Here is a 1,726-nt window from a genome sequence, read left to right on the forward strand (position 1 = left end):
ATGACTAATAACAAATAATTAATAATTAAGGACTAATTTATGCGAATAGCTCGTAACATTACAGAACTTGTTGGTCGTACACCCCTAGTGCAGTTGAACCGTATTCCTCAAACAGAAGGATGTGTTGCGGAAATTGTGGTCAAACTGGAAAGTATGAATCCATCGGCATCAGTTAAAGACCGGATTGGGGTGAGTATGATTAACGCTGCTGAAGAAGAGGGACTGATTACTCCTGGGAAAACAGTATTGGTAGAACCCACATCTGGAAACACAGGAATTGCCCTCGCAATGGCAGCAGCAGCTAAGGGTTATCGATTAATTTTGACAATGCCAGAGACGATGAGTGGGGAGCGTCGGGCAATGTTGCGGGCATACGGGGCAGAACTGGAACTAACACCAGGTATGGAAGGTATGAGTGGAGCAATTGGGCGGGCGCAACAAATAGTTAATACTACGCCAAATACCTATATGTTACAGCAGTTCCGCAATCCAGCTAATGCAAAAGTGCATCGGAAAACTACAGCGCTTGAAATCTGGGAAGATACTGATGGACAAGTAGATATCATTGTGGCAGGGGTGGGCACAGGTGGTACGATCACTGGTGTAGCGGAGGTGATTAAAGCACGCAAGCCTAATTCTAAAGCGATCGCTGTTGAACCAGCCAATAGCTCTGTTTTATCAGGGGGAAGACCAGGGCCACACAAAATCCAGGGAATTGGTGCTGGGTTTATTCCCCAAGTATTAAAGATAAAATTGATTGATGAAGTGATTACTGTCACCGATGAAGAAGCGATCGCTTACAGTCGGCGTTTGGCAAAAGAAGAAGGGCTACTATCTGGCATTTCTAGTGGAGCAGCTTTATGTGCAGCAATTCGCGTCGCCCAACGTCAAGAAAATAAGGGACGTTTAATTGTGATGATTCAGCCCAGTTTTGGTGAGAGGTATTTGAGTACACCGTTGTTCCAAGACTTGGAGGCAAGATTAGCCACTAGCGTCAGTTAACGATACATTGAATTAATGGTCAATTCTAAGCACGTTTCTAACCATTACGAAACTCTCAAAGTTAGTCCAAGTGCAAGCCAAGCGGAGATTAAGCTTGCTTATCGCCGCTTGGTTAAGTTATTTCATCCTGACAGTAATCAGGATACAGCTGATCACGAGCAGATTATCCGCATCAATGCAGCTTATGAGGTCTTAGGCGATAACCAAAATCGCCGTAATTATGACCAAGAACTGCAAGATGACTCTCAAAAATTAAATAGCGATCGCCAACAGCGTACAGCATCAGCGCAAAGGCATCACCAGACAAGACGAAAAACCGGACGCGATGTTGATGAGCAAGTTGAGGAATGGCTGCGCCAAGTTTACCAACCAGTTAATCGTTTGCTCTGTAACATTCTTTATTCGTTAGAAGAACAAATGGAGCAATTAGCTGCTGATCCGTTTGATGATGAGCTGTTAGATGAATTTCAGGAATACTTACAAGCCTGTCGAGATGACCTTAAACAGGCACAAAGTACTTTTCGCTCCCTACCTAATCCCCCTAGTCTAGCAAGAACAGCGGCTCACCTATACTACAGCCTCGATCAGGTAGCAGATGGACTCGAAGAATTAGGTTACTTTCCTTTGAATTACGATGAGCGTTATTTGCACACAGGTCAAGAACTATTCCGCATAGCTACGGGATTACACTGTGAGGCACAAGCGTCTGTTACATAGTAGATTG

The 1,726-nt window shown here is 44.3% G+C and carries 2 protein-coding genes; both read left to right on the forward strand.

The window, feature by feature from the left end; all coding sequences use genetic code 11:
- The first annotated feature begins 39 nt into the window (after nt 1-39).
- Nucleotides 40-1,002 carry a cysteine synthase A gene (gene cysK / locus RRG12_RS43890; protein WP_420761500.1) on the forward strand — a complete coding sequence of 321 codons (963 nt, stop codon included), beginning with the start codon at nt 40-42 and terminating at the stop codon, nt 1,000-1,002.
- Nucleotides 1,003-1,017: 15 nt separating this feature from the next.
- Nucleotides 1,018-1,719 carry a J domain-containing protein gene (locus RRG12_RS43895; protein ID WP_069069050.1) on the forward strand — a complete coding sequence of 234 codons (702 nt, stop codon included), beginning with the start codon at nt 1,018-1,020 and terminating at the stop codon, nt 1,717-1,719.
- Nucleotides 1,720-1,726: the final 7 nt, after the last annotated feature.

This window comes from Nostoc sp. CALU 546, from assembly GCF_048836525.1.

Coding starts and splice junctions, on each gene's coding strand:
- cysK (WP_420761500.1), top strand. CDS start 40: ATGCGAATAGCTCGTAACATTACAGAACTTGTTGGTCGTACACCCCTA.
- RRG12_RS43895 (WP_069069050.1), top strand. CDS start 1,018: ATGGTCAATTCTAAGCACGTTTCTAACCATTACGAAACTCTCAAAGTT.